Consider the following 24,147-nt stretch of genomic DNA (forward strand, 5'->3'; position numbering starts at 1 on the left):
AGATGCTCCATACATCTTTTTCCATGACCTAGGTCATTTCAGAAATAACTATTGGGCATGATCTTTATAAGAATCTAAAAAAATAGCGCCATGAAAATAGTACTATCCATATTCACCGTTTTATTTTGTATTGGAATAAATGCCCAACTCCCGAAAGATTTGGATTTCGTAGCTCCTTTTCATGAGGGACTTGCCCCGGTACAGAAAGGTAATGAGTGGGCTTTTATAGATGATGTAGGCCATATCGTCATTAATTTTAGGGATGATCTCTATTGGAATAAAGATACCGAAGAAACCTATGATGATGTTCGGTCGGTTCATTATCCCAAATTCTCAAATGGCCGTTGTATTGTTCAAAAAATGGTCGACGAGATTCCCGTATTTGGATTCATCGACACAGAAGGGAATTTGGTCATTGAACATCAATTCTTAAATGTACGCCCCTTTGAGAATGGAATGACAACAGGTATCATTTTTGAAAAGGTCCATAGAGGCAAAAATGAGTTCAACCTTGATATTTATGAATACAAGTTCCATGAGATTTTGATGGATGTGGATGGCAACATCCTTGAATTTTTAAACAGGCGCTACAATATTCAAATGACTAAAAAACGGTATAAAATACCTCCCATTTGGTCCAAAATGCTCAATAACAAATTGATTGCCGTTAAAAAAGACAAGAACTGGGAAATCAAGAAACTAGATCTCTAATCAGAAAGTATTGAGAATTGCTCCAAGGCTTCCAATGCCTCACAACCATAGACCACTGCGGGCCCACCTCCCATAAGTACGGCGACCCCAATGGTCTCCGCTATCTCACTGGAGGTTGCACCAGACTCCAGGGCATCATGCACATGAAAGGCAATGCAGCCATCGCATCTCACAGTAATGGCAATGCCCAAAGCAATCAGTTCCTTGGTCTTTTTGTTGAGTACCCCATCTGCAATACCAGATATATGGAGTTGTTCAAAAGCTCCCATTGTATCAGGAATCTTACTTCCCAATTGCTCCATTAACCCGATGAGTTCTTTATGTTTTTTTGGATGATCTTTTAACATGACAAACTGTTTTTAGGTTACGTTTTCTTATCAAAGCTATCGCTAAGCATTGTGTTGTGTAATGACGTAGATCATTTATTGAAAACCACCTGTAAACTACCTTGTTGTATTAAATAGTACGTCATGAAAAAGTTTGTTTTTTATCCCGTTTTGTTTCTTGCCTTATTGGGGTTTCAGGCCTGTGGGCCCGTAATCGTATCCCACAGATTGGCAGACCCTCCACCACCATGGTTTTACCCTCACCGAGTTGAAACGGTACGCTATATTTTCTTTCCTGAGTTGACCATTTATTATGATCTATCCACAAGAACCTATTTGTATTTGGATGGTGGTGTTTGGGTACGGCGAAATGCCCTTCCATCACACTATCGATCCTACAATTTGAATCGTTCTCGTTATGAACGCATACGCAATTATTATGAAGATGATATTCAACGTTATCACCAGCAGAAAAATGTCGATAGAGGCCGTAGCAATAGAACTGTACAACGAAGGAACAACTAGGTAGCCAATTGCTGGCCAAGACCATGATCATTGTCATAAAAAGCAATGGAGATTGGTGCTACCTTTAATTGAAAATAAAAATGTAGCCATGCTCAATTCAGAAAAAATAGGAAACGAATTCTACCAAAATCTCGGTATGCTCTTTTATGCAGTGGCTATTGCCGATAAAAACGTTAGACCTGTGGAAATAAAAAGGCTACGAAAATATGTCCGACAACATTGGTTGAACGTTGATGATTTTGAGGATGAATTCCATACTGATGCGGCCTATCAGATAGAAATTGTTTTTGATTGGTTGGAAGATGAGGAGAAAGACGGGGAAGAATATTTTAATGAATTTAAGGAGTTCTACAAAGATCACCCCGAAAAATTCACTCCAAAATTAAAGGCCCTGATTGTAGAAACCGCAAAGAGCATTGCCTATTCCTTTGCAGGGAAAAACAAGTCGGAGATGTTGATTATCTTTAGATTGAAACAGCTCTTTAACCATTGATATGTTTTTACCGGATTTTATTGACCATACCAATCTAAAGCCCACCGCACTTCCATCGGACATTAAAAAACTGTGCGAAGAAGCCATAAACCATGGTTTTTATGCCGTTTGCGTCAATGGATGCCATGTATCGTTAGCAAAGGAAGCACTGAAAAATTCGAAAGTAAACCTTGCTGCCGTGGTCGGTTTTCCCTTGGGTGCCATGTCTACCAAAGCCAAAGTATTTGAAGCAAAGGATTGTGTGGAAAATGGTGCGGACGAAATAGACATGGTCATTAATTTGGGTTGGTTAAGATCCAATAATTATGATTTGGTACGCAATGAGATCCAATCCATAAAACAAACTATCGGCAGTACCATTCTAAAAGTAATCATAGAAACCTGTTACCTTACCACACCGGAAAAGGAAAAGGCTTGCACCTTGGCAGTTGAGGCTGGTGCCGATTTCGTTAAAACCTCCACAGGATTTGGAAGTGGCGGGGCCACTTTTGAGGATATTATTTTAATGAAAAGAATGGTAGGTGATAACGCAAAAATCAAAGCCTCAGGAGGAATAAAGGACAAAGAGACCGCCTTGAAATATATTGAATTGGGCGTGTCCAGAATAGGAACCTCTTCAGGGCCTTCATTATTGAACTAAACCATACTGATGAGCATACACATTGAAGCCAAAAAAGGTGAAATTGCAGATACGGTCTTGATGCCGGGAGACCCCTTGAGGGCCAAGTGGATTGCAGAAACGTTTCTGGAGAATCCCGTTTGCTATAATAGGATTCGTGGTATGTTGGGCTATACCGGAACCTACAAAGGGAGAAAGATTTCCGTTCAGGGAAGCGGTATGGGCATGCCCTCTTCCATGATTTATTTTCACGAATTGATCAAGGATTATGATGTGAAAAATATTATTCGGGTGGGGTCCGCAGGATCCTATCAAGAAGATGTAAAGTTGAACGATGTGGTGCTGGCCATGGCGGCTTCCACCACTTCGGGGATGAACAATTCAAGATTTATTAATTCTGACTATTCCCCTACGGCCGATTTTGAACTGTTCCAGAAAGCGGTGAACTACGCCCAACAGCAAAATATTCCCATAAAAGCGGGGAACATCCTTTCTTCGGACGAATTTTATGTGGATAATCCCGAAGAATACAAGCTCTGGGCCCAATATGGCATTTTATGTGTGGAGATGGAAACTGCTGGATTGTATACCATTGCGGCTAAATATAATATCCGGGCACTTACTATTTTGACCATCTCGGACTCTTTGGTCACTGGAGAACGTCTTTCCGCACATGAACGAGAAACTTCCTTTACCAATATGGTTGAAATTGCATTGGCGGCTGCCATGCCCTAAAATAGATTCCCTTTTCTAAAAAAGTACACCCAAAATCGCGGGCAACTTATCCTACCTGCAAAGCAGTGGGCATTATTTTTTTCCATTGACGAATGTCATTTCAGCAATAAAAAGCAGCTCTTACATTTACAATCATTCAATGCATTCAATCTAAAATCTTAACCTGATGAAAATTCTTATCGTTTACGCCACAAGTGAGGGACAGACCCGAAAAATTTCCCGCTTTATGGAAGAGATCCTACAATCAAAGAACCATAGCGTAGTGATTGCTGATGCAACCGAAGACCCACCATCACCAGAAAAATTTGATGCCGTACTGATTGGTAGTTCCATCCATATCCAGAAGTACCATTCCTCCATCAAAAATTATGTCATGCAGAATTTGGATGAACTTAATAGAAAGCATTCTGCCTTCTTTTCGGTTTGTATGGCTGTAGCTTCAGATATTAAGGAGGAGCATGAGGAAGTGAAGAAAATCGCGCAGCACTTTTTGGACCAAACGGGATGGAAACCCAATGAAATTAATCACATAGCCGGAGCGCTCAAGTATACCCAATACGACTATTTTAAAAAGCTTATCATGCGAATGATTGCTAAAAAAGAAGGTGGGTCCACAGATACGTCCAAAGACCATGAGTACACCGATTGGGATGCGGTGCGGTCTTTTGTCTTGGGTTTTGCAAAATAAAGGTGGTTTCCATTTTCTGATTACTTTTAGGGGTATTGTTCAATCTTTGAATTGACCTAAAACGCCATTCCATGATAATCCATCGTTTTGACTCAGAGAATTCAATCCTCAATACTTTTATGGCAGAAATTCGGGATAAAACCCTTCAAAAGGACTCCATGCGATTCCGAAGAAACATTGAACGCATTGGTGAGGTACTCGCTTATGAATTGAGCAAGAGACTGGATTATGAACCTATTGTGGTTGATACCCCTTTCGGAACAAAGAAAAGCGCGCAAACCATAGATTCGTTGGTGCTTTGTTCTGTACTCCGCGCCGGATTGCCCTTGCACCATGGCATTTTAAATTATTTTGATGGAGCAGAAAACGCATTCATCTCTGCCTACAGACATCATCCAGATGGTGGAGACGATTTTGAGGTCATTGTGAAATACTTAGCGGCTCCTTCCCTAAAGGGAAAAACCTTGGTTTTGACTGACCCCATGCTGGCAACAGGAAAGACCTTGGAAAATGTGTTGGAAGCCCTTAGTGGACACGGCACTCCTAAGAAAATCCACATTATTTCCGTGATAGGTTCAAAAGCTGGGGTAGCCCATGTACAGGAAATTTTTCCGGAGGAGACCGAATTATGGATAGCGTCGGTTGATGAAGAGCTTACCAGCAAAGGTTATATTATTCCGGGTCTTGGTGATGCCGGAGACCTGTCCTACGGTGAGAAATTATAATAGGATTTCAACCATTTCGTGAAGCGCAGGAATATGACAATGCCACCCATAGGTTTCATGTATCTTGTCCTTAAAGGCATATAGAGCTTCATCTTCACCATGAATCAAAAAAACTTTTTCTGGAATGTTTTTTATGGCACCCATCCAATGCAATAATTCGTTTTGGTCTGCATGTGCGGACAAGCTTTCCAGATGCTCAATTTTTGCCTTCACGGGAATATATTTTCCAAAGATTTTTAATTCTTGGGCACCTTCCAACAGTTTTCTTCCCCGAGTTTCTTCAGCTTGATACCCCACAAGCAAAACGGTGGTGGATTTTAAATCCATCAATTGCTTTAAATAGGTCAAAACCCTTCCGCCCGTAACCATACCGCTCCCTGCAATGACAATTTTGGGCCGTGGGTCATCAATGGTTTCCCAAGTTTCTCGATACGAGCTTACTAAGTTCACATGGTTGCACATGTTGTGATACTCGCTCATGGAAAGTTTATGCCACTCTGGAAAGTTTCCAAATACATCCAAAACATTGGTGCCCATGGGACTATCCACAAAAATTGGGATGTTGGGAATCTTATTTTTGTCGTACAGTTTCCATAGCAGATACATTAAGGATTGTAACCGTTCCACGGCAAAGGAGGGGATGATTAAAGTGCCTCGGTTTTTCAAGGTTCGTTGTACAAGATCCTTAAAAATGGTTTCCACATCTTCTTCAGGGTGGTCTTTGTCCCCATACGTGCTTTCCACAAAAAGATAATCGGCCCATTCCGGTTGTAATGGTGGGTCTAATAAGTCATCGTTCAATCGGCCTACATCTCCAGAAAAGACAAGTACCTTTTCATGGATGTTCAGTTCAATAAAAGTGGATCCTATAATATGCCCGTTGTATTTAAAACATGCACTGCAATTAGGAGCAAGTTCAATGTTCTCCCCTTCCTCAATACGCTTAAAATAATTTAGGGTTTGTTTTACATCTTCTTGATCGTAGAGTGGCAATGCTGGGTCATGTTTGCTGTATCCCTCTTTATTGGCTCTTTCAGCTTCTTCCTCATGTATTTTGGCACTATCATTCAATATAATTTCGGCTATGGCCAAGGTAGGTGCGGTACCCAGAATGTCTCCCACAAAACCTTGTTTTACCAAAAGAGGGAGATACCCGCAATGATCTAAATGTCCATGGGTCAAGAGTACCACATCAATCTTGGGTACATCAATGGGGAGAGGGAGCCAATTTTGCTGCCGTAGTTCTTTGGTTCCTTGGAACACCCCACAGTCCACCAAAATGTTGATATCTTCAGTCTGTAGATAAAATTTGGAACCGGTCACGGTGCCAGATGCCCCTAAAAAATGGACTTTAAGTTTTTTCATAGCGTGTTTATCCAATACACAATGATTTCATTTCGTTAATGATTCTTTCCTTTCTACCATTGGAGACCCCCAAATGATCGAGGTAAAACATATCTTCCCGCAATTGCCTGCAGAGTACCACATTTCTATCCAATAGAAATTGCTTTTCCCTGTTGGTGAGCAAAGTGGAAACGGTTATTGGATAGAGTCCCAATCGGTCAATCCTATCCTTAAGACCATCTCCTTCAGGATGGTCCCAACTCAACAAATAGAGTCCAACGCATTTTCCGTATTGCAGGGCATCCTCCGTAAAGCGGGTATTGGTGACCACCCAACCCAAGGTGTACTTATACTCTTTTTCCTTTTGGGATTCCAGTGGTCCCTTTACGTCATTGTATCTAGAATTGATGTACAAAGGCACTTTGATGTTGCAATTGAGACCGCCATCTCCATGGAATTTGCATTCGATGATGTTCAGGGTACCATTTTTAATGGCCAGTACATCAATTTCATGGGAAACACAATCTCCCTGGAGCACTTCGCCAACCTTGGTTCGGTACCCGGAGTAATGCAAAATTCCCGCAACAAAACGTTCAAATGGAAACCCTGTTGGACCCAGCTCATAAATGGCTTTTTTTAATTTGTATTTGGAAGCATATACTGATTTGGCCTTTTTCAATAAAGCAAATGCCCGATTATAGATTTCCCGGGTGGTAATTTCTGGATACAGCTCATCCATCACCTGATCCACAATTTTATTGATTACATTATGGGTGGCACCACTTGATTTTAAGGAGTTTCGCAATTTTTCAACAGAAAACCGGGTCTTCTCCCCTGAGGATTTTATTATATCGAATTCCTTTCTTTCATTCTTCTAAAATAGCATCAATTCTATAATCGTTTAAACAAAAAAGCGATCTACAATTGCCTAGTCCTTATTTTCCTTACTTGCTGCTTTTTCCTGTTTTCTAAAATACCTACGAGTCAAAAAATTATGCTTTAGGGCTTCCATGTTTTCATTAAAGCGTGCCGTTCCTTCCTCGATACTATGCATGGTTCGTTCCAATTGGTTTACCAGAACGGTGTCTGTCGCTAAGTAGTTTATGGTTCCTTTTCCTTTGGAAATTGTTGAGGAAAGACTATCGAGCGTATGGGAAATTGATACCATTTTTTGGCTCGAAGCCTCTAAGTTTACCAAGATGTTTTTCATCTGCTGACCAGAAATGGAGTCGCTCAATAATACATCGGCCACGCTATTTTCAAAATTAATATCGGTTATGATACCATTGAGTATTTCTAGGGTAACATTTGCTTCGTCACTCATCTTTTTTAGGTTGATGGAAGTTTGTAAAAGGTTGTTTGACATCACTGAGTCATTGAGCAACCTTCCCAAGGTTCCCTTGTTGTGTTTTAATTTCTCTGTTATTTCCAACAGATCAGCCGTTAAAAGCGCCGCATTTTCATTGGTGACATTCAAGGTGCTCAACATATCATCCGATCCTATCTTGCTGTACGAAACAATTTGATCCCCAGATACAATAGGCTCCCCTCCTCCACGTCCTGGTACAATGTTCACGATCATACTTCCTACCAAACCATCCGAGCCAATGCTGGCGATGGCATTTTTTTGGATATGTTGCAGCATTTTCTCTTGAATGACCATGGCAACTACAATCGTGGTGTCATTTAACATTTCTATCGAATTAACGGTTCCAATATCAATTCCGGAGTACCTCACATTATTGCCTTTTTGAAGACCGTTCACGTTTTTAAAAACTGCATTGATGGTAAAGGTGTTGCCAAACAGATTTTGTCTATTCCCAATAAAGTAGGCTGCAAGAACCAGCAAAATGGTCCCCAAGGTGACAAAAACCCCTAGCCTTATTTTTTCTGTTGTTGTTTTATCCATTTCGTTATTTTTTAAAAAATGCCTGCACTTTTGGATCATTGGAATTGGTAAGATCCTGAAAAGTGCCCTCAGCATAATTGACGCCATCAACGAGTAAAATCATTCGTTCGGAAATTACCCGGGCACAGTCCACATCATGTGTTATGATTAATGAAGATGTGCCATATTCTTTTTGGATATTGCGCATAAGTTCTATAATTTCTTTTGAAGTGATTGGATCCAGCCCACTTGTGGGTTCATCATATAAAATGATTTTTGGGCGCAATATAATGGCTCGTGCCAAGGCCACCCTTCTTTTCATACCTCCTGAAAGCTCTTCGGGCATTAAATCCATGGTATGCTCCAACCCAACACTTTTAAGGGCTTCCAAGACAAAGGGAGTGGTATCAGTGACCACACCCATTTTCTTTTGGTGCCTTCTCATGGGGAATTCCAGGTTTTCTCGAACCGTCATGGAATCGTAAAGAGCACTGCCCTGAAACAAAAAACCGATATCCGCCCGCAAAATATCAAGGGCTTCTTGGTTGAGTTCATTGATATCCTGACCCATGACAATGATTTTACCAGCATCGGGCTTTACCAAACCCACTAGACATTTTATCATTACTGACTTGCCTGAACCTGATTTGCCCATGACCACCAAATTCTCCCCCTCGTATAGATTCATGTTGAAGCCATTGAGTACATGGTTATCACCAAAGCTTTTGTACAATCCTTCAATGTGAATCATCTCTTTAAGGGCTTGACCCGGTACGGCTTCAGTCACTATTTTCTTTTCCTTGGACATCATAGTTCATAAAAAATATCGGATATAAACACCGCTATAAAATCAATCACAAACAATAGCATGGAAGTAAAGACCACAGCGGTATTTGCCGCCATCCCTACGCCGGCTGTCCCTTTTTTGCTGTAATATCCCTTGTAACATCCCACAAGACCAATAGCAAAACCAAAAAAGAATGATTTTATGGTAGCAGGGATCAAATCTCCGTAAGAAAGGGCACTGAATACTGCATTAAAATATAATTGAAAGGAAACATTGCCCTTAAAATTCTCTACGAGTGCTGAACCATAAAGTGCAACGGTATCTCCCAAAATAACCAAAAGGGGCAGCATTAATGTGGTGGCCATAATCCGGGTAACAACCAAGAATTTAAATGGGTTGGTTCCAGAAACCTCCATGGCGTCAATCTGTTCCGTTACCCGCATTGACCCCAGTTCAGCTCCTATTCCAGATGCTATGCGCCCTGCACAGACCAAGGCTGTAATCACTGGACCAAGTTCCCTTACAATGGAAATACCTACCATATTGGGCATCCACGAAACCGCGCCAAATTCAATAAGGGTGGGTCTGGATTGCAAGGTGAGCACCAAACCAATAATAAATCCCGTGACCAAGACCAAAACCAAGGAGCGATTACCCATGTTGTAGCACTGCCGTAAAAATTCCCTGAACTCAAAAGGAGGTTTAAAACCCACTTTAAAAAAACGTCCGGCTAAATAAGATAGCTCCCCAATCTCTATGAAGAACTTTCGTATTCGTAAAGTAGCTTGTGACGTTTGCATAATTCCATCATTTGAAGCAAGTCATTTTCAAAAGTAAAACTTGAGATAGGTTGTGGGAATGATTGAAATCATAATACTGACCGATATCATTTTGGCAGATAAGCGCAAAAACTAACTTTAAGAATCCTATAAAAACTTGCAAGATGGAAACAAAAGCGACGTATAACTCAGATTTACATTTTGAACATCTACAATGGGAAAAGGAGCTTGAATTTTGGGAAGATGAGCTTAAATCCTTTCAAAATAGACTTGATGAATTGGTAAACCGTTGGACAAATGAAAAAGTCTTGGCAGAATTAAGTGAGTTCCAAAACCAGTTTTTCATCCATAAATCCAAAATGGAAGAATTTAAGGAAAGGATACGGGAACATGAACTCAATATCTCCAGACACTTGGAAGCCCATGAAGATGTCATAAATCGATTACATTTTGAGCATCATACAAAAATCAGGGAGGGTATGGAAACAGAAAGGGGTATTTACAATGACCTGAAAAAACAGTTCTTTCGTTTCCTTTCTAAATATATGTGATAGGAGAAGAAATTTTTCTGCAAAAAAATGCCATTGCCATGGAATGCAGCTCTTTATTTGTGTTGCACCAAAAACACCTGTGGTTAAAGGCTCCATTATTGTCGTTGACCCCAAACTTTTGACCGTTCGCCCAATTTTGGGAGTTTAATAACATTTTGCCTTTCTATAAAATAATGCGTTCGGATTATCTTTGCCCAAACCCGTTTCTGGCCCCGATGGTGTTTGCTTTTTTTCAATCCGTATGAAAACAAAACATATCGTTTATACCCTACTGGGTATTGGAATTTTGGCACTTATTGGTTACCGAATAAAATCCAACGCTGAAATCGGTAAGGTAGAGAATACCGGTCCCACAATGCCCACAGTAACCGGAATCATCCTAAAACCTCAAGTATTTAAGGATAACATATCACTTTCCGGTACTTTGGAAGCCGATGAACAAATAGATATCCGAAGCGAAGTTTCCGGTGTAGTGGAAAGTATCAACTTTCAGGAGGGTGCCAAGGTATCACAAGGACAAGTGCTGCTGAAAGTAAACGATATTGAATTACAAGCACAACTTTCCAAAGCATTGACAGCAAAAAAATTGGCTTCGGAAAATGAACGAAGGGCCAAATTACTTTTGGAAAAACAGGCCATTAGTCAAGAAGAATATGACATTGCAAGTGCCGACTTTCAATCTGCCTCAGCTGAATCGGAATTAATTGATGCCCAATTATCCAAAACATTGGTACGCGCGCCCTTTTCTGGAACCATAGGATTGCGTTCCATTTCCAAAGGGACTTATGTTACCCCAACAACTACCATTGCCAAATTGGTGAACACCGATGAGCTGAAAATCACCTTTTCCGTTCCTGAAAAATATGCTTCGCAAATTCGTGTGGGTACGGTCCTGACCTTTACCACTTCAGATTCAAATGAAGAATATGAAGCCACCATCTATGCCATTGACCCTGAGGTAGACATTGCCACCCGGACCTTACGAATGCGAGCTGTAATGGACAATAGGGACAAGGGACTTTACCCTGGTGCCTATGCAAATGTAGAATTGCCCTTGGAAACGGTCAACGATGCCCTATTGGTACCCACCGAATCCTTGATTCCCGTACAAAACGGTAAAAAAATCTTTGTGTACAGAAATGGTAAAGCCCAAGAGGTGGATGTTGAAATTGGTGCCCGTACCGGTAGCGTTGTCCGGGTATTGACCAATCTTCAGCCCGGTGATACCATATTGTCTTACGGTGTTATGGCATTAAAAGATGGTGCACCGGTTGATGTAGTCCTACAAGAACTCCAACCTTTAACGGTAGCACCATGAATCTCTCGGCAATATGTATTAAGCGGCCCGTTCTTACCATTGTAATGAACATTTCCATTATCCTATTCGGGATTATTGGCTATACGTTTTTGGGTGTTCGGGAATTTCCTTCCATTGACCCTGCCATAGTTTCGGTTCGCACCAGCTATTCGGGCGCCAATGCGGATATTATTGAATCCCAGATTACCGAACCTTTGGAGAAGGCCATAAACTCCATAGACGGTATCCGAAATATTACTTCCAACAGTGTTCAAGGGTCAAGCTCCATAAACATTGAGTTTAATCTGGATAAAAATTTGGAGGATGCCGCCAACGATGTCCGTGATAAGGTTTCACAAGCGGTACGAAGCTTGCCTGATGACTTGGATGCCCCTCCCGTGGTTTCCAAGGCCGATGCGGATGCCCAACGAATCATTTCCATGACCGTGCAGAGTGACAATAAAAACATTTTGGAGCTATCCGATTATGCCGAAAATGTCATTGCTCAACGTGTTGAAACCATTCCGGGAGTAAGTGGCGTTCAAATATGGGGGCAACGCCGATATGCGATGCGATTGTGGATAGACCCCTTAAAACTGGCTTCCTATGGCTTAACGGTTGCTGATGTTCGAGCTGCCCTTTTGGCTCAGAATGTAGAGCTTCCCTCCGGAAAATTGACCGGTGATAATACAGAATTGACCGTAAAGACGATTGGAAACCTGAATACCGAAGAAGAATTCAATAATATCATTATTCTCGCTGATGGCGAAAAACTCGTTCAACTCCGTGATATAGGACAAGCTACTTTGGAAGGAGAGAATATGGAGACCAAAATGAGCGATTCAGGTCAACCCATGATTGCGGTGGCCGTTGTGCCACAACCTGGTACCAATTATCTTGAAATTGCCGATGCCTTTTACGAAGAATACGATAAGCTTCAAAAAGACCTTCCTGAAGATTTTAAATTGAATGTGGTCATTGATGATACCGTTTTTGTAAAAAGAGCCGTCACTGAAGTGGCCGAAACCATATTAATATCCATCATTCTGGTTATTCTGGTCATTTACCTCTTCTTCAGGAATTGGTCCTTGGCCCTTCGTCCACTTTTGGATATTCCCGTCTCTTTGATTGCCACCTTCTTTTTTATGTGGTTGTTCGGTTTTTCCATTAATGTACTGACCCTTTTGGCCATTGTTTTGGCAACGGGACTTGTTGTGGATGATGGAATTGTGGTCACGGAGAACATCTACAAAAAGATAGAAGAAGGAATGAGTCCCATTGAGGCTGCCGTGAAAGGATCCAAAGAGATTTTCTTTGCGGTTATCTCCATATCCGTTACCCTGGCAGCGGTGTTTCTTCCCGTTATCTTTTTAGAAGGATTTGTAGGTCGACTTTTCAGGGAATTTGGCGTAGTGCTTGGTGCAGCCGTTATGGTTTCCGCCTTTGTTTCGCTCACGCTCACTCCCATGCTCAATGCCTATTTGACCAAGCCAGGTAAGCAAAGTAGGTCGCGTTTCTATCAAGTCACGGAAAAATATTTTGTGGCCATGAACCAATCTTATGCCAGTGCATTGGAAAAGTTCATGCAGAAAAAATGGTTGAGTCTCCCTATCCTTTTTGGGTGTATTGGTCTTATTGTTATGTTCTACACACTACTTCAAAAGGAAACAGCTCCTTATGACGATAGAAGTTTTGTAAGATTGAATGTTAGTGCTCCAGAGGGATCATCCTATGAATATATGGATCGTTTGATGACCGGAATCACGGAACTCATCAACGATTCCATTCCCGAGAAAAAGGTGAGTTTGGTGTTGACTTCCCCGGGATTTGGTTCCTCATCCGTGAACAGTGGACGGGCCAATATTGCATTGGTAGAACCCCACGAGAGAGACCGTTCCCAACGAGAAATTGCCGATGACCTTGGAAGATGGGCCAAAGCTTTTGTAGGTGGAAGAACCAATGTTTCGGAACGACCTACCATCTCGGTAAACCGTCGCGGAGGACCTCCGATTCAATTTATCATTCAGGCCAAAAATTTCCAGAAATTGGAAGAGAAGATACCCGAGTTTATGGCTGAGGCTGAAAAAGACCCTACTTTTTCCTTTACAGATGTCAACCTGAAGTTCAACAAGCCCGAAATTTATGTGACCATTGATCGTGAAAAAGCGGAAAGCTTGGGAGTTTCGGTGCGGGATGTGGCACAAACGCTTCAACTGTCTTTGAGTGGTCAGCGCTTTGGGTATTTCCTAATGAATGGGAAACAATATCAGGTTATTGGCCAATTTGACAAGCAAGATCGTGATGAGCCTATGGATTTGACTTCCATATTTGTAAAAAATAAGGAGGGGCGCCTTATTCAATTGGATAATCTAGTGACCACGAGCGAGCACAGCAGCCCTCCCCAACTGTTTCACAACAACCGTTACATGTCTGCCACGGTTTCGGCCAATTTGGCCCCAGGTATGAGCATTGGTGATGGTATAGACGCCATGAATGCCATAAAAGATAGGGTTCTGGACGACACATTCACCACTGATTTGGGAGGTGAATCACGCGATTTTGTGGAAAGTAGCTCCAATACCGCATTTGCATTTGCTCTAGCTTTTTTGTTGATTTTCCTCATTCTGGCTGCCCAGTTTGAAAGTTTCATCGACCCATTCATTATTATATTAACGGTGCCCATGGCTGTTGCCGGAGCCATGTTCTCACTTTGGTTATTCGGTGAAACTTGGAATATTTTCAGTCAGATTGGAACTATCATGCTTATAGGTCTGGTGACCAAAAATGGAATTTTGATTGTAGAGTTTGCCAACCAATTGCAAGAAGAAGATGAAAGCATCTCTAAAATGGATGCCATTATGAAAGCTTCCGTATCCAGGCTACGTCCTATTCTTATGACCAGCCTTACGGTTGCCTTGGGCGCACTGCCCATTGCACTATCGCTTGGTGCTGCTTCGGCAAGTAGAACCGGAATGGGAGTGGTAATTATTGGCGGAACCCTGTTTTCTTTGGTGCTTACCTTGTTTGTTATTCCAGCGTTGTATTTTATGTGGTCCAGAAAAAAAGTACTACGACCCGAATTCAAAAATCTTGAACTTTCCTCACATGCTCATTAAGAAAAGAATAGGTGTTTTATTATGGGTAATTGGAAGTGTTTTTTGGGCAGATGCACAAGAAATCCTTACGGTGCAGGAAGCTGTAAAAATAGCCCTTGAGAACAATTATCAGATACAAACCGCACAAAACGAACTGAAGATTGATGAATTGGGAGTCACTCCGGGGCAAGCAGGTATTCTTCCAAGGCTAGATGCCAATCTATCGGACAACAATAGTGTTCAGAATTTATCCCAGCTACGAAACGATGGTACCCTTCAGGAACGGGACAATGTAAAGAATAGCAGCTTAAATTATGGTGTGGCACTTGAATGGACCGTGTTTGACGGTCTCCGCATGTTTGCCAATTTTGAGCAGTTGAAGGAAACCAAGAAATTGGGAGAAGCAGAGCTGAAACAGGCCATTCTGACCACAGTGGGCGAAGTAATGATCACCTACTATGACCTAGTGCAACAGCAACAGCAATTATTGGCACTGGACAGTACCTTGATTATTTCGGAACAGCGTGTGGAACTTGCACAGAACCGGTTTACGATTGGAAAAGCTTCCAAACTGGAGGTACTGAATGCGCAAGTAGATTTGAACACGGACCAAACCCTGATGCAACGCCAGCAAGAACTTTATAAAAACACCAAAATCCAGTTGAACGAACAATTGGCGCGAGACCTAAAGACTGATTTTAGTGTGATTCCAGAAATCTTTGTGGACCATAAACTGGCATTGGAGGAACTGGAAACCAAGGTAGCTTCGGAAAATCCGCAGTTACAGGCCGAAAAAATCAACAAGCGTATCAGTGAATTGGAACTCAAACAAATAAAGGCAGCGCGTTACCCCTCTGTATTTGTCACCTCCGGGTACAACATAGGTAGTTCCAAATCCGAGTTGGGGTTTGCCACAAGCTCAGAATCGAGAGGTTTTAATTATGGGTTTGGTGCCACACTCAACCTATTTGATGGTTTTAATCAGAACAGAAGAGAGAAAATGGGAAAAGTGGCCTTGGAAAATGCGGAGATAGCCATAGCCCAGCAGGAACAGGAATTGACAAGTCTTGTAAATTCGACCTATCAGACCTATTTGACCAATATCAGTTTGATAGAACTGGAAGACAGAAATGAGACCATAGCCAAGGAAAACTTGGACATAACCGTTGAAAAATATAGAATTGGAATTATCCCAACCATCGAATTTCGGACTGCACAATTGAACTACATCAATGCTAGGGTTCGGCATAGTAATGCAAAATTCCAGGCCAAGCTCTCGGAAATCATCTTAAAACAACTGGCGGGAAATCTGAATCTCTAACCCCTTTTGCTGAAAAAGTGGAGAACCTAAGTTCTATCCACTCTAGTCTTGCAACAACCCTCGTATAAAACAAAACGGCCAGCAATAGAAATTGCCAGCCGCATAGTTAAATCAAAACCAAATTTCTGAATTTGATGTGACGGTCAATATCCAGATTCAGTATTAATCAAAATCAGTCCAAAATTAGGAAAAAAAACAGTATTGTCCTGATCCCAATATAAGTTGTTGTTTTTGTGGTTACTCTTTAAAACTACGGAACCAAACTATAGGTAAAACTGACATTTACCTCACTGGTAGTTCCATTGACATCGGTAATATTAAAATCATCGGAAAATGTGAATTCTGTTTCGCTTCCGTTAAAAGTAATCGTCAAATTTTGAAGAATACATGCATCTACAAAACTCAGCGTGTTTGATGACAATTGCCATGTACCATCAAAAGTACCTCTGTTTTGGCAATCAGTACCGTTTAGACCTTGTTCAAACGTATATGTCCTATTTGCATTGAAGGTATATACACCATCTTTTTGGCAATCATTATATTGGGCAAAAAGATCGGTGCTCGGATTTTCTTGGTCATCATCGGTGATATCAACAGCCTCGTCTGCAACAATGGCGCTAAGCACCCATTCTCCGACCAGTTTCTCTTCATTGGCCACCAATGCCCCAGTAAAATCTTCAGGGCAATCAGAAGAACCATCATCTGTGCTACAAGAAACCATAAATCCACCCATCAAAAGCAATGTACCGACACTAAAAATCATTCGTTTCATAGTAAAAATCAAAATTTTAAGGTTTCTAGTTTGATGTAACAAACCCAAGAAGGTTGCATCAAAACAACATAAAAATTATACTTGCCAGATTAACCCATACAAAACCTTCACGCAAATCAAAAGATAATCGCTATCTAAAATTGTACTTCCATTGATGAGCCCGAATATGTAATTCGTTTTTGTTCCCCACTTGGCATCAACTCCACGATAAATTCTTTCTTGGAGTTATCCTCATTTTCTCCTTTGCCATCTTCAAGAGTCAAAATTCCATCTGTATCGTTCCACTGAAACTTGGTGATTTCATATTCACCCCCCAGATAATCCAAGCTCTTCCCATCATCGTTATAGAGTTCAAAGGTTCCATCGGCTCCAGTCCATATTTTTATTGTAGTTGGGGCATCTATTTCTTCCTCAGTATACTGTCTGATGGGGTCCATTGGTATAATGGCCCCGGCTCCAACGTAAATGGGCATGGTAGCCAAGTCTACTTTCTTTTGGATGGTCTTTCCTCCTTCTTCCAATTTTCCGGTCCACCAATCGTACCAAAGACCTTCCGGAAGATAAATTTCTCTTGATGTCGCCCCTTTTTCAAAAATGGGTGCTATAAGCATTTTTTCACCCCACAAGTATGCATCCCCAACGGATTTGGCCTGAACATCATCGGGATAATGCAACCAAAGTGACCGCATCATGGGCAAGCCTTCTTCCCTAGCTTCCCAGGCCAAGGTATAATTGTAGGGCAACAATTGGTACCGAAGTTCGGAATAGGCTTTGGCGATGGGTTCAATGGTCTGATTATTCATTTCCGATTCCAATGGTGGTGTCTTGGTTTCCAAAGGACCTCTTTCACTTAAACCCCATCCCCATGGAAGGTGTGTCCACCATGTTCTTCCGTGTGATCTAAAAGATGGGCAAAAAGCACTAAATTGAAACCATCTGGTGAACAACTCCGCGGTATATTCCTCATTGGGATAGAATCCTCCAATATCTGAGCCCCAAAAGGGTGACAAACTCATCGAAGAGTTAATCCCAACAGCAATTTGCGCTTCCAAGGTTTTCCATGAGGAGTCGGTATCTCCGGACCAAATCCAACCGCCCCATTGCGCAATCCCCAAATAGCCATTTCTGTGCAAACTCCAGGGTCTTACATTTGGTTTGGTCTGCAACGGGCCTTGGTAGTACATTTTGTGCCGCTCCATGCGTTCAAACAGATTGAACCAATCCCCTTCATCGGGCCAAAATGCATCAATTCCCATGTTCATCAGGGGCACATGCTCTTTCCAATGGGTCAGGATATGGGAACTATCAACCTTTTCATCTGTTTTAGGGGGGATTGAGCCATGTAATGTAGATAGTTTATCCCTATCCCATGGCACCACATGTAATACCATTTTGGCATTTTTGCTGTGAATTTCATCAATCACCGTTTGGGGCGACCTTTTAAAAACTTCGGGGTTAAATTCAAATGAAGGCTGTTCCTTGTTCCATCCTGTAGGAGTGAAACCTGTGCCCAAATAGATAACGGCATCCATGGGAATTTCCTTCTCACGGAATTTGTCCACTATGCCTACCATTTCTTTATCGGTATCCAAAGTTCTATGGGATTGCATATAACCCATGGTCCATTTGGGAGGCATAACCGCTGGACCACTAATGGTTGCAATATCTTTCATTAATGCTTTTGGGTCATGGCCATCAAATACATAAACATCGTAAAGTCCCTTAATATATTTAGGCGGAATGCCCTTTCCCGTATTGTCATGCTGATTTTTTTGGTGCTGTTGCACATAATAGCCGTCTTCCGGTGTAAATGGGGTATAGATTCCTTTGGTGTCGGAGGTCAGATCAATCTGCCCCCATGGTGTGACCATCCATAGTCCCCAACCTTTTGTACCAACCAACATGGACACCGGATTTCTTGAGCCATAGGCATTGGCCTGCCAACGGGGCAACATGTTGTGCAATCTGCCTTTTCGATCATACTCAATGGAATCCTCTCTCCAGTTTGTATCTTTTTCGGGTTTTGGACCACCTTCACCCAAACCAAGAATGGGAAACTCATCTATGGCGAATGATAGATTTCCATCGGCATCAAAAACCAGTTGCTGTACCAATTCACCTTTATCATTACTTACGGTGACCGTCAATGGGTTTATAGAAACGTTGACTTCCAATCCATTTATGGTTTTGGTCAATACGCCATTGATATCAGTAATATCAATGGCATATTCCGTCTGTTTTTTATCCTCAAAAACAATATGCCCATAGGATTCCATATCGTAGTCCAGAGGTTTTAGGGTTACCCGCAATGCATGATTTCCAGCAACGCCAATCTGTAGTTGGGCAGGTTGCCCCATGGTGGTAATTGGTTGGGACTGGATACAGGATCCAAGTACTAAACAAATAATGATGAAAGGTACAAAGGCAAATTTCACATTTTTATGGATTAAAAAAATCTTGAGCATAGTTGTCATTTTTATGTGTGGCTATAATAAATATATAAGATTAACCGAGACCATCCTCACATACATCACAAACTCGACAATATAGGTCCATAGTCTGATAATATTATACCAAGATTCAATACTTAAAAATATGATTCTCATCGAGTGCCCCTGGAGAATTAGCAAAATTGTGGTCATTCTTCCATTTATACTCCCTTTAATAGTATCCGAAATTTAACTGGAATAACCATGGATGTTACGGGCATAACACAAATGCACAAAGTTAGACATTGTTATTTTTTTGCATAAAAATTCACCGAAATGACAATATCAGTGGTTCATATATAAGATATTCCAATTTTAAGGGTGCTTATGCATCATATTTTACATGATATGCATCATTTCTTTTAGTGTCCACAGAACACCACCAATATCTTTGTTCTACAATGCATATAATACATTGACTAACTTAAACTTGTAGATTATGATTAAACTTAAACATGCGGTCATAACCCTATTAATAATGATTGGGCCTTTGGCATATTCGCAATCATTGACCGTATCGGGAACTGTTACCGATGAAACGGGGTCTCCTCTTCCTGGTGCTTCAGTAGTGGTATCTGGAACTACCAATGGAACCCAAACAGATTTTGATGGGAATTACACTATTTCCGATGTATCTTCCAATGCCACATTGGTATTTAGTTACATAGGTTACCTGAATCAACAAATTCCTGTAAATGGTAGAACTTCCATCAATGTAACCTTATCTGAAGATCTTGAGACACTGGATGAGGTTGTAGTTGTAGGTTACGGTACCCAATCCAGGGCAGAAGTAACGGGAGCCATCTCAACCGTAGGAGCGGAAGAGATAGCTGCATTACCCATAGCAACTGCCGACCAAGCATTACAAGGTAGAGCTGCTGGTGTTACCGTATTAAATACCGGTTCACCGGGTACGGCACCCGTAGTTCGTATTCGGGGTCTAGGTACCATGAACAACAACGACCCACTGTATGTAATAGATGGTATTATTGCAGGTGGTCTGGGAGATCTTAACCCAAATGACATTGAATCCATCAACATTTTAAAAGATGCCTCCACAACTGCTATCTATGGTTCATTGGGATCTAATGGTGTTGTAATGGTTACTACCAAAAAAGGGAAAAGAACAGGCAAAACGGTAGTCAATGTAGATTCCTACACTGGTATTCAGTATACCAACCAACGATATGATGTACTGAACACACAGCAATATTTACAGTTTGCACAGCAAGCTTTCGGTTTTACACCTACTTCTCCCCTTTCCTCATCCGGCAACAATACGGATTTTCAAGATGCTCTTTTTAGAACTGGGGTAATGAACAAGGTTGACTTGGGCATTTCTGGAGGTTCTGAGGATAGTGATTTCAGATTCTCTGCAGGGTACCAAAATCAAGAAGGTGCCATCATTGAGACCTCTTTTGAACGGTTCTCTTTCCGTGCCAACAGTAACTTTACTGTGGGTAAATTCAAATTCGGAGAAACTATGACGGTTGCCTTCAACAAGCAAAATCCTGAAAGAAACTTGGGCGCTCGTTCCTTATTGGAGCACGCTATTAAGATTCCACCATACCTGCCCATTTATAACCCAGATAACCTAGGAGGTTTTCAAGGGCCAAGTAGTGGTTTGGATGGACAGGATGCTGAAAACCCTATTCGGGTGCAAACACTTGGTGAGCAAATCAATAAGTCATCAGCCATTATTGGTAGTATTTTCGGTGAATTTGAAATCTTGGATGGGCTAAACTTTAAGAGTCAAGTTGGTTTGGAATACCGAAATTCAAATACCGACATTTTCCGTCCATCGTACAATGATGACAGTGAGGGCGCCACACATGCCTCTGATTTTGCTGCCATTACTAAAAACTCAAGCATACGGAAATCCATTATCATCACCAATAGCTTAAACTATGCCAAAACCTTCAACGACGTTCACAATTTGGAAGTTTTATTGGTAGCTGAAAAACAGGATAGAACAGATGATATTTTAAACTCGAACAGTCAAAATCCAATTTCAAACGATATCAATCAAGTATCCAATGAGCAGTCTTTTTTACAATCAACCTCATTTGAGTACAATAGAATTGGATACTTGGCCCGTTTAAACTACAACTTTGACCAAAAATATCTTTTTGCTGCCTCCATACGTCGTGATGCATCATCACGTTTCGGTTCCAATAACCGATGGGGTACCTTCCCTTCCCTTTCAGTAGGATGGAACATGGCCAAGGAGGATTTCATGACAGACACGCCTTTTAGCACCTTAAAATTGAGAGGTAGCTGGGGTGTTACCGGTAACGATAGAATTGGGGATTACCAATATAGTGCAACGCTTTTGGCCAATTTCTTCTATCCCATTGGCACTGGATTGGGCACTGGAACCACCCCAGGTGGTCTTGCCAATCCTAATTTGAAATGGGAGGAAACCACCATGATCAACGCCGGTCTTGACTTTGGTCTTTTTGATGGACAATTTACCGGTGCCATTGAATACTACAAGAATACCAGCGATGACCTCCTAATGAGTCGTCCGTTACCAGGTTCTTTGGGAATTCATTCCGGTGCTGTTACCGAAAACGTGGGAAGTGTTGAAACCAATGGTTTTGAAATCAGTTTGGGTTACAATGACTTTGAAGGTGATTTCACGTGGTCTGCCAACCTTAACTTGGGTACTACCACCAATGAGGTCAAATCATTGGGTGTAAACGAATCCCTTTCTGGAGGTACTTTTGAGGCTCAACAAATTTCTAGAATAGAAGTGGGTGAGCCCTTGTTCTTCTTCTTCGGTCTAGAAACTGACGGTCTGTACCAAACCCAAGAAGAAGTTACCGCACATCTTGGAGCAGGTTCGGACAAATTGCCTGGTGATATCCGATTTGTAGATCAAAATAATGATAATATGATCAATGCCGATGACCGAGTGAAAATAGGAAATCCATATCCAGACCTTACCTATGGTCTAAACTTGAATGCAAACTATAAAAAGTTTGACATGAATATGTTTATTTCGGGTGTTGCTGGTGTAGATGTTTACAATACCAACATTTATGACTTGGAAGGGATGCCTAGATTGTTCAACTCAGGTACCAATGTTCTAAATCGATGGACAGGACCGGGTACTTCAAACTCGGTACCAAGGGCAGATGGTTCTCCACAGAACTTTAACTCCATCTCTGATCGTTTTGTTGAAGATGGCTCCTATACGAGATTGAAAAATATCACTTTCGGGTATACTTTTCAGAGTCCCTCTTTGGACAAGTACCTTACCAAGTGTAGGGTGTATGTTAGTGGTCAAAACTTGATTACTATCTCAGATTATTCCGGTTTGGATCCAGAGATTGGTAACCCATTGACCAACAATGGCGGAGGAAGTCAGTACGAATTAGGAATTGATAGAGGAAACTATCCGCAACCAAAATCGATCTTATTAGGAGTTCAATTATCATTCTAAAAAAAAGTTATGAAAAAAAATAGATTAATATTAGCGATTCTGGCCACCATAGGCCTCGTGTTATCCTGTAATGAAGATTCGTTGGAGTTGAGCAACCCCAATGAGCTATCTCCAGATACATTCTTAACAAATGCCACCCAAGTGGAGTCTGCAGTTATTGCTGTGTATTCCAACTTGCAGACTAGGGGTCTTTTTAGCCGTCATATGTTTTTTATGATGGACAATATGGCCCATGAAAATGGAGGGAACAATCAGTTGGAAGCTGATAAACGGCAATATTTGGATTTTTCCTTTGATTCCAGCCACGGTGCCATTGGCGCCTATTGGGAAAGTTGCTACAGAGGTATCAACAAAGCAAACTATGTTATTGAAAACAAATCGCTCATTGATGAGATTATTCCTTCGGTAATGAGTAATGCCGATAAGGCAAAAGCCATTGCTGAGTCCAAGTTTTTAAGAGCTTTGTTCTACTTTTTCATTGTTACCCGATATGGAGATGCTCCATTGATCACCACTCTACCCCCAGACGATGGTGCAGGTTTTGGAAAAAGCACTAGTGCAGAGATCTATGCGCAGATTATTCAAGATTTGCAGGATGCCATACCAGATTTATTGCCTAAAGGGCAGGAGGAAAATGGTAGGGCCACAAGAGGTGCTGCTCAGGCTCTTTTAGGCAAAGTATATCTTTTCTTGGAGCGTTATGACGATGCCTTGGGTATGTTCAATGCACTTCAAGGTTACGATTTGGAAGATAATTACTTCGATAACTTCATGGAAGAGACCGAGTTTGGTGTTGAATCCATTTTCGAAATCCAATATGATGATGACCTAGGCTTTAGCGCCCAGTGGAATTCAGACAGAAGTGGAGAAGGACCCAATGAGGCTACCTTTAGAGGGCAAGAGTATGGCTTTAATGACTGGTTCAACGTTTTCCCATCAGATGATTTGTTGAATGAATACGAGCCCGGTGACATCCGCTACGAGCAAACGTTCTATGTAAATGGGGACACTTTTGGACCCGATGGTAGTTTAACTGTAACTCATTTTCCAAGTAACGGAGGTGGTAATGCGGGTTGGGCCAAATATCAGAACTATTATAAAGATGCCAATGAAGACCAGACTTCTGGTATAAACTTTAAATATTTAAGATATGCCGATGTGCTTCTTATGATGGCCGAGTGCGAAAGCATGAGACCTGGAGGAGATCAAGATGTGGCAGTAGGTTATATCAACCAAGTTCGGGAAAGAGCTGGATTGGCTGATTTACCCACTGGTATGTCTGCAGCACAAGTTTTTGACGCCTTGGTTCACGAACGCAAAGTTGAACTGGCCGGAGAACAGTGCAGGTTCAATGATATCATTCGCTGGGGTATTGCAGGTACAGAACTTGCCGGCACCAATTTTCAAGCAGGGAAACATGAGCTTCTGCCCATTCCCCAACCGGAAATTGATTCCAATATCAACCTAAGTTCTGCGGATCAAAACCCAGGATACTAAGATTTTAATTTTGAGTTAGTTTTTTTGAATTAATTTTAGTGAAAACAGCGTGTATTT

The 24,147-nt window shown here is 41.5% G+C and carries 21 protein-coding genes; 13 read left to right on the top strand and 8 right to left on the bottom strand.

The annotated features are described in order from the left end of the window. The first annotated feature begins 90 nt into the window (after positions 1-90). Positions 91-711, top strand: a complete 621-nt coding sequence (locus tag J0X14_RS15450) for a WG repeat-containing protein (RefSeq protein WP_207098714.1) — start codon at positions 91-93, stop codon at positions 709-711. Here J0X14_RS15450 and J0X14_RS15455 read toward each other — a convergent pair. Then, positions 708-1,058: a carboxymuconolactone decarboxylase family protein gene (locus tag J0X14_RS15455; RefSeq protein ID WP_207098715.1), complete on the bottom strand. Its 351-nt coding sequence runs from the start codon at positions 1,056-1,058 to the stop codon at positions 708-710. The genes J0X14_RS15450 and J0X14_RS15455 overlap by 4 nt on opposite strands. Before the next feature lie 123 nt (positions 1,059-1,181). Between J0X14_RS15455 and J0X14_RS15460 the strand changes: the two genes are divergently transcribed. The 6 genes from J0X14_RS15460 to upp all read left to right on the top strand — a co-directional run bounded on the left by J0X14_RS15460 (position 1,182) and on the right by upp (position 4,822). Next, a complete protein-coding gene (locus J0X14_RS15460; protein WP_207098716.1) occupies positions 1,182-1,562 on the top strand; it encodes a hypothetical protein in 381 nt (126 codons plus the stop codon). Positions 1,563-1,650: 88 nt separating this feature from the next. Then, the gene (locus tag J0X14_RS15465; protein WP_207098717.1) at positions 1,651-2,055 is read left to right on the top strand and encodes a hypothetical protein; all 405 of its coding nucleotides are present in this window, start codon (positions 1,651-1,653) and stop codon (positions 2,053-2,055) included. 1 nt (position 2,056) lies between these two features. Beyond that, the gene (deoC, locus tag J0X14_RS15470; protein WP_207098718.1) at positions 2,057-2,695 is read left to right on the top strand and encodes a deoxyribose-phosphate aldolase; all 639 of its coding nucleotides are present in this window, start codon (positions 2,057-2,059) and stop codon (positions 2,693-2,695) included. Positions 2,696-2,704: 9 nt separating this feature from the next. Next, positions 2,705-3,409: a purine-nucleoside phosphorylase gene (gene deoD / locus J0X14_RS15475; RefSeq protein WP_207098719.1), complete on the top strand. Its 705-nt coding sequence runs from the start codon at positions 2,705-2,707 to the stop codon at positions 3,407-3,409. A gap of 166 nt (positions 3,410-3,575) precedes the next feature. Beyond that, on the top strand, positions 3,576-4,097 hold the full coding sequence (locus J0X14_RS15480) for a flavodoxin domain-containing protein (RefSeq protein ID WP_207098720.1): 522 nt from the start codon (positions 3,576-3,578) through the stop codon (positions 4,095-4,097). A 71-nt stretch (positions 4,098-4,168) separates the two neighbouring features. Beyond that, the gene (gene upp / locus J0X14_RS15485) at positions 4,169-4,822 is read left to right on the top strand and encodes a uracil phosphoribosyltransferase (protein ID WP_207098721.1); all 654 of its coding nucleotides are present in this window, start codon (positions 4,169-4,171) and stop codon (positions 4,820-4,822) included. On the opposite strand, the gene J0X14_RS15490 is transcribed toward upp, so the two are convergent. The 5 genes from J0X14_RS15490 to J0X14_RS15510 form a co-directional block, all read right to left on the bottom strand. Continuing rightward, positions 4,817-6,187 carry an MBL fold metallo-hydrolase RNA specificity domain-containing protein gene (locus J0X14_RS15490; RefSeq protein ID WP_207098722.1) on the bottom strand — a complete coding sequence of 457 codons (1,371 nt, stop codon included), beginning with the start codon at positions 6,185-6,187 and terminating at the stop codon, positions 4,817-4,819. The two genes, upp and J0X14_RS15490, sit on opposite strands and share 6 nt — an antisense overlap. Before the next feature lie 7 nt (positions 6,188-6,194). After that, positions 6,195-7,016, bottom strand: coding sequence for an ATP cone domain-containing protein (locus tag J0X14_RS15495; protein WP_207098796.1), 822 nt, complete (start codon positions 7,014-7,016; stop codon positions 6,195-6,197). Between the two features lie 78 nt (positions 7,017-7,094). Continuing rightward, positions 7,095-8,075, bottom strand: a complete 981-nt coding sequence (locus J0X14_RS15500; RefSeq protein WP_207098723.1) for an MlaD family protein — start codon at positions 8,073-8,075, stop codon at positions 7,095-7,097. Positions 8,076-8,079: 4 nt separating this feature from the next. After that, positions 8,080-8,862 carry an ABC transporter ATP-binding protein gene (locus tag J0X14_RS15505; protein WP_207098797.1) on the bottom strand — a complete coding sequence of 261 codons (783 nt, stop codon included), beginning with the start codon at positions 8,860-8,862 and terminating at the stop codon, positions 8,080-8,082. Next, the gene (locus tag J0X14_RS15510; RefSeq protein WP_207098724.1) at positions 8,862-9,641 is read right to left on the bottom strand and encodes an MlaE family ABC transporter permease; all 780 of its coding nucleotides are present in this window, start codon (positions 9,639-9,641) and stop codon (positions 8,862-8,864) included. Before J0X14_RS15510 ends, J0X14_RS15505 begins: the two co-directional genes overlap by 1 nt. A 143-nt stretch (positions 9,642-9,784) precedes the next feature. Between J0X14_RS15510 and J0X14_RS15515 the strand changes: the two genes are divergently transcribed. From J0X14_RS15515 to J0X14_RS15530, 4 genes are all read left to right on the top strand, one after another. Beyond that, positions 9,785-10,171, top strand: coding sequence for a hypothetical protein (locus J0X14_RS15515; protein WP_207098725.1), 387 nt, complete (start codon positions 9,785-9,787; stop codon positions 10,169-10,171). A gap of 241 nt (positions 10,172-10,412) precedes the next feature. After that, a complete protein-coding gene (locus J0X14_RS15520) occupies positions 10,413-11,489 on the top strand; it encodes an efflux RND transporter periplasmic adaptor subunit (RefSeq protein ID WP_207098726.1) in 1,077 nt (358 codons plus the stop codon). Then, complete coding sequence (locus J0X14_RS15525; RefSeq protein WP_207098727.1) at positions 11,486-14,584, top strand: efflux RND transporter permease subunit; 3,099 nt, start codon at positions 11,486-11,488, stop codon at positions 14,582-14,584. The genes J0X14_RS15520 and J0X14_RS15525 overlap by 4 nt, the downstream gene beginning before the upstream one ends. Beyond that, on the top strand, positions 14,574-15,884 hold the full coding sequence (locus J0X14_RS15530; RefSeq protein ID WP_207098728.1) for a TolC family protein: 1,311 nt from the start codon (positions 14,574-14,576) through the stop codon (positions 15,882-15,884). The genes J0X14_RS15525 and J0X14_RS15530 overlap by 11 nt, the downstream gene beginning before the upstream one ends. A gap of 250 nt (positions 15,885-16,134) precedes the next feature. Here the strand turns inward: J0X14_RS15530 and J0X14_RS15535 are convergent, their stop codons facing one another. Together J0X14_RS15535 and J0X14_RS15540 are read right to left on the bottom strand one after the other, a co-directional pair. Further along, a complete protein-coding gene (locus tag J0X14_RS15535) occupies positions 16,135-16,656 on the bottom strand; it encodes a DUF5004 domain-containing protein (RefSeq protein WP_207098729.1) in 522 nt (173 codons plus the stop codon). Between the two features lie 134 nt (positions 16,657-16,790). Next, complete coding sequence (locus J0X14_RS15540) at positions 16,791-19,121, bottom strand: TIM-barrel domain-containing protein (protein WP_207098730.1); 2,331 nt, start codon at positions 19,119-19,121, stop codon at positions 16,791-16,793. A 463-nt stretch (positions 19,122-19,584) separates the two neighbouring features. Here J0X14_RS15540 and J0X14_RS15545 point away from each other — a divergent pair, with 463 nt between their 5' ends. Together J0X14_RS15545 and J0X14_RS15550 are read left to right on the top strand one after the other, a co-directional pair. Continuing rightward, positions 19,585-22,593, top strand: coding sequence for a SusC/RagA family TonB-linked outer membrane protein (locus tag J0X14_RS15545; protein WP_207098731.1), 3,009 nt, complete (start codon positions 19,585-19,587; stop codon positions 22,591-22,593). A 9-nt stretch (positions 22,594-22,602) separates the two neighbouring features. Continuing rightward, a complete protein-coding gene (locus tag J0X14_RS15550; RefSeq protein ID WP_207098732.1) occupies positions 22,603-24,090 on the top strand; it encodes a RagB/SusD family nutrient uptake outer membrane protein in 1,488 nt (495 codons plus the stop codon). The last annotated feature ends 57 nt before the right edge of the window (positions 24,091-24,147 follow it).

This window comes from Allomuricauda sp. CAU 1633, assembly GCF_017313225.1.
Taxonomy (GTDB): Bacteria; Bacteroidota; Bacteroidia; order Flavobacteriales; family Flavobacteriaceae; genus Flagellimonas.

Excerpts from the sequence above, each read along its gene's own strand:
- J0X14_RS15450 (WP_207098714.1), top strand. The coding sequence starts at position 91 with ATGAAAATAGTACTATCCATATTCACCGTTTTATTTTGTATTGGAATA.
- J0X14_RS15455 (WP_207098715.1), bottom strand. The coding sequence starts at position 1,058 with ATGTTAAAAGATCATCCAAAAAAACATAAAGAACTCATCGGGTTAATG.
- J0X14_RS15460 (WP_207098716.1), top strand. The coding sequence starts at position 1,182 with ATGAAAAAGTTTGTTTTTTATCCCGTTTTGTTTCTTGCCTTATTGGGG.
- J0X14_RS15465 (WP_207098717.1), top strand. The coding sequence starts at position 1,651 with ATGCTCAATTCAGAAAAAATAGGAAACGAATTCTACCAAAATCTCGGT.
- deoC (WP_207098718.1), top strand. The coding sequence starts at position 2,057 with ATGTTTTTACCGGATTTTATTGACCATACCAATCTAAAGCCCACCGCA.
- deoD (WP_207098719.1), top strand. The coding sequence starts at position 2,705 with ATGAGCATACACATTGAAGCCAAAAAAGGTGAAATTGCAGATACGGTC.
- J0X14_RS15480 (WP_207098720.1), top strand. The coding sequence starts at position 3,576 with ATGAAAATTCTTATCGTTTACGCCACAAGTGAGGGACAGACCCGAAAA.
- upp (WP_207098721.1), top strand. The coding sequence starts at position 4,169 with ATGATAATCCATCGTTTTGACTCAGAGAATTCAATCCTCAATACTTTT.
- J0X14_RS15490 (WP_207098722.1), bottom strand. The coding sequence starts at position 6,187 with ATGAAAAAACTTAAAGTCCATTTTTTAGGGGCATCTGGCACCGTGACC.
- J0X14_RS15500 (WP_207098723.1), bottom strand. The coding sequence starts at position 8,075 with ATGGATAAAACAACAACAGAAAAAATAAGGCTAGGGGTTTTTGTCACC.
- J0X14_RS15505 (WP_207098797.1), bottom strand. The coding sequence starts at position 8,862 with ATGTCCAAGGAAAAGAAAATAGTGACTGAAGCCGTACCGGGTCAAGCC.
- J0X14_RS15510 (WP_207098724.1), bottom strand. The coding sequence starts at position 9,641 with ATGCAAACGTCACAAGCTACTTTACGAATACGAAAGTTCTTCATAGAG.
- J0X14_RS15515 (WP_207098725.1), top strand. The coding sequence starts at position 9,785 with ATGGAAACAAAAGCGACGTATAACTCAGATTTACATTTTGAACATCTA.
- J0X14_RS15520 (WP_207098726.1), top strand. The coding sequence starts at position 10,413 with ATGAAAACAAAACATATCGTTTATACCCTACTGGGTATTGGAATTTTG.
- J0X14_RS15525 (WP_207098727.1), top strand. The coding sequence starts at position 11,486 with ATGAATCTCTCGGCAATATGTATTAAGCGGCCCGTTCTTACCATTGTA.
- J0X14_RS15530 (WP_207098728.1), top strand. The coding sequence starts at position 14,574 with ATGCTCATTAAGAAAAGAATAGGTGTTTTATTATGGGTAATTGGAAGT.
- J0X14_RS15535 (WP_207098729.1), bottom strand. The coding sequence starts at position 16,656 with ATGAAACGAATGATTTTTAGTGTCGGTACATTGCTTTTGATGGGTGGA.
- J0X14_RS15540 (WP_207098730.1), bottom strand. The coding sequence starts at position 19,121 with ATGCTCAAGATTTTTTTAATCCATAAAAATGTGAAATTTGCCTTTGTA.
- J0X14_RS15545 (WP_207098731.1), top strand. The coding sequence starts at position 19,585 with ATGATTAAACTTAAACATGCGGTCATAACCCTATTAATAATGATTGGG.
- J0X14_RS15550 (WP_207098732.1), top strand. The coding sequence starts at position 22,603 with ATGAAAAAAAATAGATTAATATTAGCGATTCTGGCCACCATAGGCCTC.